This is a genomic window from Minwuia thermotolerans (assembly GCF_002924445.1).
GTDB lineage: Bacteria > Pseudomonadota > Alphaproteobacteria > Minwuiales > Minwuiaceae > Minwuia > Minwuia thermotolerans.
The window spans coordinates 202,734-216,376 of the sequence record NZ_PIGG01000065.1 but is presented as its reverse complement, the minus strand read 5'-3'; the positions used below and the strand labels follow the sequence as shown (position 1 = coordinate 216,376).

The following is a 13,643-nucleotide window of genomic DNA, read 5'->3' as shown; positions in this document are numbered from 1 at the left end:
GCTGAATGGTGCTTGCGGGTCTTGCGGCGGATGTCCTTCACGGCCTGGTCGACCGTGGCTCTTTGCTTACCGGATTTCTGTCTCATCTCCACTCCTCGGCGGTTACGATGAGCCAGAAATCCTCCGCTAGGCAATCACATCAAAATGGCCCAAAGGCGCTGACCGGGGACAGGCTGCGCGCGCCGCTCGATCTCGTGCTGGTCCGCAAGATCGGTGCGCCGGGCCAGCCGGAGCTCGCCATGGGCGCAATTGCCGAAGGGGAACCGCCCGCCATCGTCCGCAACGAGGACGTCATCCGCGCGCTCGGGATCGACCGGCTCCGTTTCGATGCCATGAAGATGAAAGCGCTCGAGGAGATCGCAGAGCGCCGCCGGCGCTATATTGGCCAGCGGCCCCGTGCCGAAATCGCCGGGAGGATCGCCATCGTGATCGACGACGGCGTGGCGACGGGCGCGACCACGCGGGCGGCGCTGCGATCGGTGCGGGCGCAGAGACCGCGCCAACTCATCCTTGCCGTGCCGGTCGCTCCTGCCAGCCTGCTGGAGGTCCTGCGCCTCGAGGCGGACCGCGTCGTCTGTCTTGAGGCGCCGCACGACCTCTACGCCGTCGGCATCCACTATCGAAAGTTCGATCAGACAAGCGACTCGGAAGTGATCGAGATGCTCGCCCGCGACCCGGCGACGCGCGTTGTTGCCCATCCAGGAAAAGGAGAAACCTGATGTCGCCGCTGTTCTTCGCCCTCGACACGTCGCACGAATATGGCGAGCGCATCGCCCGGGCCCTCGAGATCGCGCCGGCCGACCACGAGGAACGCGCATTCGAGGACGGGGAGCACAAGGCGAGGCCGCTGATCGACGTCTGGCGCCAGGAGGCGCTGGTGTTCCACACATTGCATGGCGAGCCGGGACGCAGCGCGAACGACAAGCTCTGCCGCCTGCTGTTCTTCGCCGCCGCGCTGAAGGACGCAGGCGCCGACAGGGTGACGGCGATCGTGCCCTATCTCTGCTACGCGCGGAAAGACCGTCGCACGAAATCCCGTGACCCGATCACGTCGAAATATGTCGCCCGAATGTTCGAGGCCGCTGACGTCGACGCGGTCCTTACCGTCGACGTGCACAATCTCGCCGCCTTCGAGAATGCCTTTCGCCGTCCGGTGATCAACGTCGAGGCGACCACGCTGTTCGTCCGTCATTTCGCGTCGCGTCTCCGGGGCGAACGGATCGCGGTCGTTTCGCCTGACGTCGGCGGCACCAAACGGGCCGAACAGTTCCGCAGCGCGCTGGGCGCCGCGCTCGGCGTCGAGCCAACCTCGGGCTTCGTCGAGAAGCGTCGCAGCAGCGGCGAGGTCAGCGGCGACTATTTCGTTGGCGATGTCGAAGGGCGGACGGTGATCCTGTTCGACGACATGATAAGCACCGGCACGACGCTGGCCCGCGCCGCAGCCCGATGCCGCGATGCCGGCGCGGCAAAGGTGCTGGCCGCCGCCACGCACGGTGCCTTCAGCCAGCCGGCCGTGGCCACGCTTTCGGACGCAGGGCTTGAGGAAATGGTGGTCACGGACACGATCGCGACGCCACCGGCCATCCGGGAGGCGCTGGGCGACCGTCTCGCCGTTCTGTCGACGGCGCCGATCCTGGCCGAGGCGATTATCGCCCAGAAGGCGCCTGACGGAGACAATTGACGCGGGCGGACCAGGTTCACCGCCGTCCGCTATGTCAGGGAGTGGCTCGGCCATCAGGCCGCTTCCGATTACGTACCTATGATCGGCGGCGGGCGGGTCCAGATTCACTGCCTGTCCGCCGCGCTGAAGTTCCGGCAGCGGGCCATCCGCGCCGGCGAAATGGAGTGGGCCGGGCTCGCGGCCGACCCCTGACACATATGGTCAAGCCGACGGCGCTCAGGCGGCGCGCCGCGCCGTCTGCAGGCCCGCGACGCGCTCGGTGTCGTGCAGCAGCGCGATCGCTTCCGAGGGCGTCAACCAGTGCTGCAGCGCGGTCAGGTCGCCCGCCAGTTCCGCCTTGGCGCGAGCCACCAATGCTTCGGCATCGAAGGCCGGATCCACGGCCCCGCCCGGCAGTTGCGCCAGGTGCCATTGCCGCAGCGCCGCATCGTCGGCGAGCCGCTGGAGCGCAGGGGCAGCCGGGAAATTCTCCCGAAACCCGGCGTGACGCTCCACCTCGGTCAGGATCGCCGGCCGCGCCGGCCCCTCCTCGGGCGTCAGCAACAGCCCTGCGCGGCGCAACGCGCTGCCGAGGCGCGCGCTGCCACTTGCCCACTCGAGCACACCCGCGGAGATCAGGCCGCCGCTCACCGGCGCCAGCCAGAGCAGGAGATCGGGATTGAGCTGGAAGGCCAGTGCGCCCAGACCGGCGCCGGCCGCGATCTGCAGGCGATGCGCCTTCAGCGCCGCTGCAAACGGAACCCGGCCGTCGTCGCGGCGCTGCGGCTTCCAGCCGCTGTCCCGACCACTCAGCACCTCGGCGACGAGACGGCTCTGCGCGATCATCATCACGGGCGCGTAGAGCGCCGAGAGAACGGTCTCCGCCAGTGCGCCGCCGATCAGCCGGAAGGAGCCGCCGAAGGTCCGACGCTGGCGGGCGTCGAGCAGGACGACGACGACACCCATCGCCTTCGGCGCGAGCAGGATCGCGGTCGAGAAGAGAAACAGTTCAACCGCGCGTTCGGAATCGAAGACCGGCCAGACGGGAAACAGGGACGGACCGGCGAAATAGCCCGGCTGGCCCACCAGGGCCTGGGCCGCGAGCACCAGACCGACGACGACCAGCATCAGCCATAGCGGCGAACTGAGATAGGCCATTATCCCGGACAGGAGATGCAGCCTCGACGGCAGCACCAGCCCCTGCGCCAACAGAAAGCGCGCATGCTGCAGGTTGCCCTGGCACCAGCGGCGATCGCGCACGATCACGTCCTGCAGCGCGGGCGGGGCCTCCTCGAAGCTGCCGGCGAGGTCTGCGTCGAGACGGATGCCATAGCCCGCCCGGCGCAGCAGCGCGGCCTCTATGAAGTCGTGGCTGAGCACGTGCCCGCCGAAGGGCGGGCGTCCGCGCAGTTCCGGCAGGCGCGCTGCCGCCGCGAAGGCGCAGGTGCGGATGATCGCATTGTGACCCCAGAAGTTGCCGTCGCGTCCGTGCCAGGCCGCCAGGCCGCGGGTCACGACAGGGCCGTAGCAGCGGTTGGCAAATTGCTGCATGCGGCCGTAGAGACTTTCGGCGCGCCATACCGCCGGCGCGGTCTGAAGCAGGCCGAGACCGGGATCGGACTCGATCCGCCGCGCCATCTCCACCAGCGTCTCCGGCGCCATTACGCTGTCGGCGTCCAGCACCGCCATCGCCTCGTAGCCGCCGCCCCAGCGCATCACCCAGTCCGCGATGTTGCCGGCCTTGCGCTCCGTGTTGCGGCGGCGATGACGGTAATAGACAGGACAGCGCGGATCGGATTCGCGGACCAGCCCCGAATAGACGACTTCCTCCTCGACCCAGGCGTCCGGCCGGTTGGTGTCGCTCAGCACGAAGACGGCGAAACGATCGGGCGCCACGGCGGCCAGTCCGCGGGCGATCGCTCCGATCGAAGCCGCAACGCGGCCCGGCCGCTCGCAATAGACCGGAAACAGCACCGCGGTCCGGATGCCGGGCAGCGCCCCGCCGACCGGGCGGCGCAGCCGCCGCGGCGCCGGTGCGAGCAGCGCGATGAAGCCCACCACGGCCTGGCAGCCGGCGAAGCTGATCCAGGTGAAATTGACCGCGAAGAGCGCAAGAAACAGCCACTGCAGGCTGGTGACGCCGTCGGTCGCCAGAACCCGGTACATCTCGTGGACGCCGAATGCCGTCAGCGCCACCGAGCCGGCCGCGACGAGAATGCGGGCCAGGAAGACGGACAGGGTATTGCGCCAGCCGCCGACCCGCGGCGCCCGCGTGCCGTCAACCGCCTGGCGGGGCATGTCGAGACGCTGCTCCGGCGGCAGGGCGGGCGCCGTCACCGGCGCGTGCGGCTCAACCCTCGGCCGTCCAACGGTAGAGCCAGGTCTCTCCGACAGGGACATCATCGCGCTTTGGCTGGACACGGATTTCGCTCAGGGGCTGTCCGGAGGGATCGAACCGGACGGCAGCCCTGAGCCCGCCGGTGATCTCGTTGACGTGGACGGTGGCCTGTCGCAGGACACCGGGGACGCAGGTAACGTCGAGGCTCAGATCCGCCGGATCCAGACCCGGCACGGGCGCGTAGTCGATGACGATCTCGCGCTCATCGGATTCGAAGGCCATGCCCTGGGCGCTGCGGATGACGCGGGCCAGGCCCGGCGGCGGCGGAACGTCGTCGGGGAAGCTCACCTGCCAGGAATAGGCATAGGTCTCCCCTTCCAGCAGCGGCTCGGCCGGGCGCCAGTAGGCGACGATGTTGTCGTTGGCCTCCGAGTCGGAGGGGATCTCGACCAGCACGACATGCCCGCGTCCCCAGTCCCCGACAGGCCGGACCCAGGCCGACGGGCGGAGTTCGTAGCGCGCTTCCAGATCCTGGAACGCCTCGAAGCCGCGCTCCCGCTGGATCAGACCGAAGCCCTTCGGCGACTGATCGACGAAGGCGGCGATCTGGAGGGTCCGGGGGTTGGCCAGGGGCCGCCAGATCCGCTCGCCGCGGCCTGTCAGCATCGCCAGACCGAGCGAATCATGCACTGCCGGCCGATGGTCGGGACGGCTGTCCATGTCCATCGGGCCGTGCATGAACATGGACGTCAGCGCGCCGAGTCCGACATGTTCGACCGTCCGGCGGGGGAACAGGGTCGCCTCCACGTCCATCGTCGTCGGATCGCCGGGCCGGACCGTGAAGTGATAGGCGCCCGTCAGGCTCCGGCTGTCCAGCAAGGCGTGGATCACGACATGGCTGGCGCCCTTCTGCGGCCGCTCGATCCAGAAGCGGCGGAAGGTCGGAAACTCCTCCCCGCCGGGCTCGGCGACGTCGACCGCGAGACCCCGGGCCGACAGGCCATAGCGCTGATCCTTGGATACGGCGCGGAAATAGCTGGCGCCCTGAAAGACGAGGAACTCGTCCGGATAGTCGTCGCGGTTGATGGGATAGTGCACGCGGAAGCCGGCAAAGCGGCGCACCCGATCGAGCAGCGCCGCGATCTCCGGCCTCGGCGTCTCGAAGGTCGCGGCGCTCGCGGCAACCGGCAGTGCGACGCCCTCCTCGACGAGGAACAGGTCGACGCCCTCGTTGTAGAGGAACCCGGGCGCGAAGAGCTCGACCGAGAAACGCGAGGGCGCGGTCGCCCAGATCGCCTCGCTCTTGCGGAAGCGGATCCCGCGATAAGTCGAATAGTCCAGACGCGACAGAGCTTCCGGAATGCGTTCGGGCGGCGTGAAGTCCCGCCGCGCCAGGGCCGCGGCTTCCTCGATCACCACCTGCGGCGAGAACGCCGCCTGGCTCGCCAGCGCGCGCGGGACGGCAAGCAGACCGAGACCGGCCGAGAGCGCGGCGATAAAGTCGCGCCGCGTCGACTGCAACAAGGAAACTGGCATCGGATGGGTCTCGTCGATCCCTGGAAGGCCGGCGGACTTGTGCCACGCACCGGCACAGCCGCCGCCGCGGTCCATGCCAGCTTCCGGGTCCATCGGCTTTTCCGGATTGCCTTCCTGCCGCGTGGCCGGACAGGCCCTCGGCGCGCGCTATAAAATGGTCAGACCGCGTCGCCTTGCAAGAGGGTTATGCGAAACGCCGCGGCGGCACGCCTCTACCTCTCATCGGCCGCCTGCCCGGCCATCTCCCGGGGGCGGTTTCGGCGGGCAGGGCCGGCCGTCCCGCCCGTCGGGGCGGCCGCCGGCGCCCTGACCTGACAGCGCGCCCTACCCCGCCTTCCGCTTTTCCGTTTCGTACTCGTCCAGCTTCGCCTCGCGCGTCATCTCGAACAGGTCGACATTGCGGTAGGGGAAGTTGACGGTCACGCGGCCCTTGTCGTTGCGGTAGTAGGTCTGCATTCCCGGATGGGTCCAGACCATGTTCTCGTGGGCCTTCTCGACATGCGCGTTGTAGGCGTCGTGGACGTCCTTGCGGATTTCGGCCGCGCCGATGTCCTGCTTCGTCATCTTGCGGATCAGATCCATGATGTAGTTGATCTGCATCTCGATCACGAACAGCAGGCTGCCGCCATGGCCCGGCTGCGTGTTCGGCCCGTAGAGGATGAAGTAGTTGGGGAAGCCCGGGACGAGCGTGCCCATGTAGGCGCGCGCGTCGTCGTCGTCCCAGACCTCGCGCAGCGACTTTCCGTCCCGGCCCCGCGCTTCGTAGGTGTTGATGAAGCGCAGCACGTCGAAGCCGGTGGCGATGATCAGGACATCCGCCTCGCGGCGCTCGCCGTCCTCGGTCACCAGCGCATTGCCGTCGACCTTCTGGATCCGCTCGGTGACCAGTTCGACCTTCGGATTGCGCAGCATCCGGAACCAGCCATTGTCCATCAGCATGCGCTTGCCGAAGGGCGGATAGGGCGGCACGACCTTCTCCAGCAGATCCTGGCGGTCGCCCAGTTCGTCGCGGATGTACTTGGTGAAATACTTGCGGTGGCCGTCGTTGATGGCGTTGAGCGAGCGTTCCTGATCGGGCCAGTCCGGATCCTTCTGCAATGCCGGATGAACCCGGTCGTTGAACGTCCAGCCCAGGCGGCAACGGTACCACGCCTGATAGAGCGGCACTTCGCGGATCAGGAAGCGGAGCGCGTCCGGCACCGGCTTGCGGAAATGCGGGAACGGCGCCGCCCAGTGCAGGGACCGCTGGTAAATGGTCAGCGATTCGACGTCGTGCTGGATTTCTGGGCAGATCTGCATGGCGCTCGCGCCGTTGCCGATGATCGCCACGCGCTTGCCCTTGAGGTCCAGGTCGTCCGGCCAGCGCGAGGTATGGAAGGACGGCCCGTCGAAGTCGTCGATGCCGGGGATGTCGGGAAAGACCGGCGGGTTGAAGATGCCGGCGGCGCTGACAACGATGTTGGCGTACTCGACCGCTTCGCGGCCCGAGGGGTCGCGCGTGGTCACCTTCCACTGCTGGCGGTCCTCGACCCATTCGGTCGAAACCACTTCCGTCTGGAAGCGGATGTGGTCCCGCAGTCCGAAATGATCGGCGACATGATTGAGATAGGCCTTCAGCTCGTCGCGGAGCGCGAAGAACTTCGACCAGTCCCACATCACGAAGGAGAACGAGTAGAGGTGGTTCGGGGTGTCGACGCCGGCGCCGGGGTAGCGGTTCTCCAGCCAGACGCCGCCGACCTCCGTGTTGCGCTCGATCATTTCGAAGGGAATGCCGGCGGCCTTCAGATGGACGCCCATGCACATGCCCGACGCGCCGGCGCCGATCACCAGCGCGCGGAAGCCTTCCGGGACCTCGATCGGTTCCTGCTCGACCGGCCGGAGGCCAAGCTGCGCCTTCGTCATCTCGCCGTACTCTTCCGGCACCGGCTCGCCCATCGAGATCGAGAGCATCTTCACCAGCAGTTTCGGGTCCGGATCGGGCAGCGCCACCGGCTTGCCGGCCCGCCAGGCGAGGATCGCCTCGAGCGACGCCTCGCGGATCTCCCGCTGAACGTCCTCGGGCAAGCCGCCGCTATCGTTGTCGTCGAGGCCCTGCCCGCGCGACGGCCGGTAACGCGGCTCCAGCCAGCCCAGTTCGCCGGTGAGCTGCACCAGCACCATCAGCAGCGTCGGGATGTTGGCGACGGCGACCGCCTCCTCGAACAGACGGGCTTCGTCGGTGTTGCGTTCCATACTCGATGACATGATCAATCTCTCCCAGATGTGCGGGCCTGAATCCGAATGGCGCGGCGCGGGCCTAGGCCGAACTGCGGGCCGTCCCGCCAGAATTCGCATCGCCGCGCGCGAAGCGGTGTCCGCGCACGCGCATGCCGGCCGCTTCCCTGTCGAAGGTGTCCGTGGTGATGCCCTGTTCGCGGAGCACGACCTTGCGCACCTTCATGGTTGGCGTACGCGGCAGTTCGTCGACGATGCGGACATAGCGGGGCACCATGAAGTGGGCCATGCGCGGCACGAGGAACTCCACCAGCTCGGCTGGCTCGAGTTTGCGGCCCGCGGCGGGAATCACGACCACCATGACTTCGTCCTCGCCATGCTCGGAGGGTACGGCAATCGCGGCGGCCTCCTGCACGTCCGGGTGGGCCGCGACCTCCGTCTCGACCTCGTATGAGGAGATGTTCTCGCCCCGGCGGCGGATCGCATCCTTCTTGCGGTCGACGTAGAAGTAGTCGCCGTCAGCGTCGCGCATCACCGCGTCGCCGGAGTGGAACCACCCGTTCGTCCAGGCCTTCGCCGTGGCTTCCGGGTTCTTGTAGTAGCCGGAATTCAGCGCCCACGGCTCGTCGTCGCGGATGATCATCTCGCCCACAGCGCCGGCAGGCAGCTCGTTGTCGTGATCGTCGACGATGCGGACTTCCGCGCCTTCGCGGAGACGCCCGCAGGTGCCGGCCTTCTCGGGATTGCGCCGGGAGATCAGCGGCACACTGATCTCCGACATGTTGAATGTGGTGTACCATTCGACGCCGACCCGCCGGGCGAAAGCGATCGCCTCGGTCGTAAGCGGCGCCACAAGCATCGATTTCAGCGGCGTCGCGCGTTCGTCCTCGGTTTCGGGCAACTTGGCCAGAAGGGACGCCATCGACCCCATCATCAGTGTGCAGGTCACGCCAAGCCGGCGGACCATCGGCCAGAACTCCTCCGTCCGGAAGGAATCGACGACGGCCAGGGAGCCACCGGTCTGCAGGGCGCGGGTGGTCAGCGACGTTCCCGAAATATGGAACATCGGCAGGTTGAGCAGAATCCGGTCCGAACCGTCGAGCCAGTAGTAGAGCACGGCCGACGTGATCGCGAGTTGCTTGCCGGACGATAGCACGCCCTTCGACGGGCCCGTGGTCCCGGACGTGAATATCAGGCACTGTGTGTCCCAGACCTCGATCGGGCGATCGAGCGGCGGCGGCGCCTCGCCGGCGGACGGTTCCTCGCCAGGGGCCAGCGCATCGCTCTCCAGGACGTTCAGTCCCGGCACGTCCCGGGCCGGGCCGCCCATTGTGACGACAGTCTGCAGTTCATGCGGCTTCACTTCGCCCAGGCGGTCAAGCAGGTCGGCGTGGACGACCGCGACCTTCGCGTCCGACAGCCACACCACGTGTTCCAGCAGGCCGCCGCGGTAGGCCGTATTGAACGGGACGTAGACGGCGCCGAGATAGCTCACGCCCAGAAAGGTGCGCAGGGCATCGGCCCCTGTCGGCTGCCAGGAGACGACGTGATCGCCCTGCCCCACGCCCAGCGCGGCGAGGCCGCGGGCGACGTGCACGGCCTTCGCGCGGAGATCCGCATAGGTCCAGGCGCTGCCATCGTCGAAGACGGCGAACACCCTGTCCGGATGTTCCGCCGCGCGGCGGTCGATCAGTTCCCGGAAGACGATGTCCTCTCGGGCCTTCGGATATGGAATTTCCAGCTTCAACGGGATCTCCCATTCAGTGCTGCGCTACAGGAGGCTTCCGGGCCGCCCCCGAGACTGACTCGGGCGCGGCCCGGACCGTTCCTCAGAGTCCGTAGGTCTTCGGATCGATCTTGCTCCAGACCTCGGTCCAGAGCAGTTCACCGAACGCCTGCGGGCTCGTACGGTCGATGTCGGCCGTGAGCTTCTTCCACTTCTCGATCAGGGCGAGATAGCGGTCTGCCTTGGCCTGGGCGTTCTCGAGCCCGGTGGTCCGCTCGGCTTCCTCCAGGCCGAGCTTCACATCGGTCGCGATGTAGGCCTCGGAAGCCTTCTTCAGTTCCTCGGAAGGCTCGACGAGTTCGATGCCACGCTCCTTCGCGACGTCCTTGGCCCGCTCCTCGTCGCGGACATAGCCGGTGACGATGGTTGCCACGCCATAGGGCGCCACCCGCAGGATGGCGGCGCGCTGATCGTCGGTCAGGTCCGCCCACTGGGGCGCGCCGAAGCTGAAGGGCGAGTTGCCGTTGAAGACGCCCACCGGCAGCATGTTCACGTGGGTGTTCACCTCGGCGAGGTTGAGATTGAAGAACTCCGCCAGTGCGGCCAGCGTCACGTCGATGGTGCCCGTGGAGATCGCCTCGAAGGCCTCGGTGCCGGAGATCGCCACGCGCACCGCGCCGAAATGCTCGGCCCAGCGGCCCTGCGCCGCAGTGGCGGTCCGGACCTTGGTGCCTCTCAGTTCGTCCAGCGTCCTGTAGGCCTTGCGGCCCTGGCCGTAATAGGGCGTCGCCGAGTAGGAACCAAGATAGACATGCCCGTGGCGGGCATGCTCGGCGAGGCACGGCTCGCAGGTGGTGATGTATTCGTGGATCGCACCGGTCATCGCCAGCGCATCGTCGCCGACGATCGCCATGTTGGCGGCCAGATTGAATTCCGGAAACTCCGCCGGGAAATAGGGCGGCAGCAGGAAGCCGACATCGCCGACGCCGTCGGGCAGGCCGGACAGCATCTGCAGCGGGGTCAGCAACACGCCGCCGTGGAGAACCTGCACGGTGACCTCGCCGTTGGTCTCCTTCTCCACCTGTTCGGCGAAGTAGTTGTAGCCGTGGGCACCTGCGCCCTGGGGCGCCAGGATGCTGGACACCTTCAGTTCCGTCGCGCCCGACGTTCCGGCGAACAGTCCGGCCGCTAGCGCGGTCGACGCGATCATACGTCCGAGTTTCATTGACGTTTCTCCCAGTGTTTGAGCGGTTGTGTGTTTCGTCCGATCATTCGGCTTCGCGTTATTCGATGAGGCTTGGCAGGTAGAGGACGATCTCCGGGAACGCCATCAGCATCGCAACCACGACGAGGTCGGCGAGCAGGAACCAGAGCACGCCCTGAAAGATGCGCGTCGTCGTCGTCAGTTCGCCGACGACCCCCTTGATGACGAACACGTTGAGGCCGACAGGCGGCGTGATCATGCCGATCTCCAGGAACTTGGTCAGGACGACGCCGAACCAGACAAGGCTCAGACCGGTCGAATCCATGACCGGGAGCAGGATCGGGATGGTGAGCAGCATGGCCCCGATCGGCTCCAGGAACATGCCGAGGACCAGGTACATCAGCGCGATACCGAGCATGAGCATCAGGGGATCCGCGCCGAGCGAGATCACGTAGGCGGACAGGAACTTCGACGCGCCCGAGAGGGTGAGAAAGCGCGTCAGCAGGCTGGCGCCGATGGCGATGACGAAGATCGCGGCCGTGGTCTGCGCCGTCTCCCTCAGCGCGTCGCGGAAGGCCCTCCAGGTGAGGGTCCGCTTGAAGGTGGCGATGATCATCGACAGCAGTGCGCCCGCCGCCCCGGCTTCGGTCGGCGTGAAGATGCCGCTGAACAGGCCGCCGAACACGCCGGCGATCAGCAGCAGGACGGGCCAGACCTCGCCCAGCGCCCTGATGCGCTCTTCCAGGCTGACACGCTCCTCCACCGGCGGCGCCATCTCGGGCTTCAGCAGGGCGACAGTAACGACGACCACGACATAGCCCACCGCAGTGAGCAGTCCCGCCGCGATGCCGCCCAGGAACAGTTCGGTGATCGGCACCTGGGCAAAGATGCCGTAGATGATCATGATGATCGAAGGCGGAATGAGCGCGCCGATCGTGCCGGCGGCGGCCACGGTGCCCGTGGCCAGCCGGCTGTCGTAGCCGTAGCGCATCATTTCCGGCACGGCGATCTTGCCCATCGCCGCCGCGCACGCCACCGACGATCCCGTGACCGCCGCGAATCCGGCGGAGCCGAAGATGGAGGCGATGGCCAGCCCGCCGGGCAGCACCGACAGCCACTTGCGGGCGGCGTCGAACAGGCCGGTTGTCAGACCCGCCTGGTAGCAGAAGAAGCCCATCAGCAGGAACATCGGCACCGATGTCAGCGCCCAGCTGGATGCGAAGTCGTAGGGGATCGCCGTGAGGATGCCCCAGGCCGGCCTCGGGCCGAGGAGCATCCAGATGCCGCCGAAGGATACGGTGATCAGGGAAATGCCGATCGGCACCCTGAGCAGGATCAGTACGAGCAGGACGGCGATTCCGCCCAGGCCGATTTCGGTACCCATGCGCGCGGCCGCCTAGATGCGCTTCGAGACGGCGGGCTCCGCCGGCCCGTCGTCCGTTTCCATGCCCAGATGGTCGGGCTTCCGGAACAGGGTGATCGCAATCTTGTAGAGGAGCACGAGCGCGATCGCCGCGAAGCCGACCGGCAGCACATAGTAGGAAGGCCAGGTCATGAACTGGTAGCCGAAGTCCAGTTCGAAGGCGCCGATCCGGGTCTTCTTCAACGCATCCAGCAGGGTCTGATAGGCCAGCGTCGCGAAGACCGCGGTCGCCAGGATCCAGGCGAAGACCTCCAGCGCTTTCTGCACGCGGCGCGGCATCACCTGGGTCAGGACCTCGACGCTGATGTGGTTTCCTCGCCGTTCGGCCATCGCCAGCGGCAGGAAGACCACGGCCGGGAGATAGTACTTGGACACGAGGGTCAGCGTACCCGGCACCGAGATGCCGAAGACGTAGCGCATCATCACCTCGAAGGCGATGTGCAGCATCATCAACGCCACGAGGGCGTCCGCCACGATCGCGAGACCGGATGTCAGATAGCGCAGCCAATGTCCCAGCCGCCGCGTCATCTTCCGGATCCGCCTGCCGCGACACCGCAGACATGCGCCGGGCCTCTCCTCCAAAGTCGCGCTGTCATCGCATCCTCCCCAGTAACGACCGCAGCAACGTCATCATAGATATGCCAGCTAAAATATCCAATGATTTAATCTTATAAGAATTTTAGAGTGAAGCCTCGCTGCGGGCCCTCGCCGTCTTTACGTATGCGGAACCACGCGGTAATGGGCGGCGGCCCGACATCGCCGGAAGCTGGCGCCGTCGCGCGAAACAGGTTGGAAGCGGGCCGAAGAGAGGCGTCTTGACGGATATTGGCAGAATAGAGGCCAGGAAGGGGTTCGAGACCCTGGCCGAGGAGTTGAGGGAGCAGATGCTGGACGGGCGGATCGCCCCGGGTCAGGTGCTGAACGAGCGCGAGATCGTCGAGAAATCCGGACTCAGCCGCGGATCGGTGCGCGAGGCATTCCGCGTACTGGAAACCGAAGGTCTGGTATCGACCCGCCGCGGCCGCCATGGCGGCCGGGTCGCCCTGCAGCTCGACGGCGACGTCCTCAGACGCTCCCTCGATCTGTTCATACGCGGCCAGCAGGTGCCGATGTCGGTGCTGGCGGAAACCATCCAGGTCTTCGAGCCGGCGCTGGCGGAACTCGCCGCCCGGCATCGCAGCGACGAGGACATCGCCGTTCTCGAGGATCTTCTCGAAAAGCTCGACCGGGCCGCCGATTCGCCGCGTTTCGTGCGCGGCAACATTCAGTGGCACCTGGCCGTCGCGCGCGCCAGCCACAACCCGATCCTGGCCTCGATCTACCAGGTGATCGGGCCCGACCTGCTGACGCCGAAGCCCGAAGGCTTCGCCAACAGGCAGATCCGCACCGACACCATCAACGCCCAGCGCCGCGTCCTCGACGCCATCATCGAACAGGACTGCGCCCTCGCCCGCCGGCGGATGGAGAAGCACATCATCGCCTACAACCAGCAACTCGAACTGAAGTCCGCCTGAGTCGGGAGGCCCGCCTTCGCCGCCCGCC

The 13,643-nt window shown here is 67.0% G+C and carries 10 protein-coding genes; 3 read left to right on the top strand and 7 right to left on the bottom strand.

The genetic code is table 11. The features are described from left to right. Positions 1–107 precede the first annotated feature (107 nt). A complete protein-coding gene (locus CWC60_RS19270) occupies positions 108–719 on the top strand; it encodes a phosphoribosyltransferase (protein ID WP_109795532.1) in 612 nt (203 codons plus the stop codon). Continuing rightward, a complete protein-coding gene (locus CWC60_RS19265) occupies positions 719–1,681 on the top strand; it encodes a ribose-phosphate diphosphokinase (protein ID WP_109795531.1) in 963 nt (320 codons plus the stop codon). Before CWC60_RS19270 ends, CWC60_RS19265 begins: the two co-directional genes overlap by 1 nt. Before the next feature lie 216 nt (positions 1,682–1,897). Here CWC60_RS19265 and mdoH read toward each other — a convergent pair whose 3' ends face one another. The 7 genes from mdoH to CWC60_RS19230 form a co-directional block, all read right to left on the bottom strand. Further along, positions 1,898–3,997: a glucans biosynthesis glucosyltransferase MdoH gene (gene mdoH, locus CWC60_RS19260; RefSeq protein WP_206420048.1), complete on the bottom strand. Its 2,100-nt coding sequence runs from the start codon at positions 3,995–3,997 to the stop codon at positions 1,898–1,900. A gap of 13 nt (positions 3,998–4,010) precedes the next feature. After that, on the bottom strand, positions 4,011–5,627 hold the full coding sequence (locus tag CWC60_RS19255) for an OpgD/OpgG family glucan biosynthesis protein (protein WP_109795529.1): 1,617 nt from the start codon (positions 5,625–5,627) through the stop codon (positions 4,011–4,013). Positions 5,628–5,858: 231 nt separating this feature from the next. After that, on the bottom strand, positions 5,859–7,778 hold the full coding sequence (locus CWC60_RS19250) for a flavin-containing monooxygenase (protein WP_109795565.1): 1,920 nt from the start codon (positions 7,776–7,778) through the stop codon (positions 5,859–5,861). A gap of 52 nt (positions 7,779–7,830) precedes the next feature. Next, the gene (locus CWC60_RS19245) at positions 7,831–9,495 is read right to left on the bottom strand and encodes an AMP-binding protein (RefSeq protein ID WP_206420047.1); all 1,665 of its coding nucleotides are present in this window, start codon (positions 9,493–9,495) and stop codon (positions 7,831–7,833) included. Positions 9,496–9,577: 82 nt separating this feature from the next. Continuing rightward, entirely contained in the window at positions 9,578–10,699 is a 1,122-nt protein-coding gene (locus CWC60_RS19240; RefSeq protein ID WP_109795528.1) for a C4-dicarboxylate TRAP transporter substrate-binding protein, read from the bottom strand. Positions 10,700–10,757: 58 nt separating this feature from the next. Next, the gene (locus tag CWC60_RS19235) at positions 10,758–12,062 is read right to left on the bottom strand and encodes a TRAP transporter large permease (protein ID WP_109795527.1); all 1,305 of its coding nucleotides are present in this window, start codon (positions 12,060–12,062) and stop codon (positions 10,758–10,760) included. A 12-nt stretch (positions 12,063–12,074) separates the two neighbouring features. Further along, complete coding sequence (locus tag CWC60_RS19230) at positions 12,075–12,629, bottom strand: TRAP transporter small permease (protein ID WP_109795526.1); 555 nt, start codon at positions 12,627–12,629, stop codon at positions 12,075–12,077. A gap of 287 nt (positions 12,630–12,916) precedes the next feature. Between CWC60_RS19230 and CWC60_RS19225 the strand changes: the two genes are divergently transcribed. Then, on the top strand, positions 12,917–13,615 hold the full coding sequence (locus tag CWC60_RS19225; protein ID WP_125182829.1) for a FadR/GntR family transcriptional regulator: 699 nt from the start codon (positions 12,917–12,919) through the stop codon (positions 13,613–13,615). Positions 13,616–13,643 lie beyond the last annotated feature (28 nt).